The sequence below is a fragment of the Actinospica acidithermotolerans genome (assembly GCF_018139625.1).
Lineage (GTDB): Bacteria > Actinomycetota > Actinomycetes > Streptomycetales > Catenulisporaceae > Actinospica > Actinospica acidithermotolerans.
Genome location: NZ_JAGSOH010000399.1, coordinates 1 through 396, shown reverse-complemented (window position 1 = coordinate 396; position 396 = coordinate 1). Strand labels below are relative to the sequence as shown.

General features: G+C 67.7%; 1 protein-coding gene. It reads left to right on the top strand.

The genetic code is table 11. The features are described 5' to 3' along the window. Window positions 1-12: 12 nt before the first annotated feature. Window positions 13-396 (top strand): helix-turn-helix domain-containing protein (locus KDK95_RS39135; RefSeq protein WP_212522684.1); only part of this gene is annotated, 384 nt, incomplete at its 3' end.

Genomic DNA, 396 nt, shown 5'->3' with positions numbered 1-396 from the left:
TCGGCATACGTCATGTGCACGGCCTTGAAGAAGGAACTCAAGGCCGTGCACATGACGTATGCCGACCTCGCGCAGGCCCTCGGCATGGCCGAGTCCAGCGTCAAGCGCATGCTGGCGCGCGGCGACATGCCGCTGTCGCGCATCGACGCCATCTGCCGCGCGCTGCGGCTGGACTTCGCGGACCTCGCGCGCCGCGTGGCCGACAGCCAGCCGCTGCTCGACCAGCTCTCGCTGGAGCAGGAACGCGCCGTGGTGGCCGACAAGAAGCTGCTGCTCATGGCGATCTGCGTGCTGAGCCAGTGGACGCTGGAGCAGATCCTCGGCACCTACCGGCTCTCGGACGCGGAGGGCGTGAAATACCTGGCGCAGCTCGACCGCATCGGCATCATCGAGCTG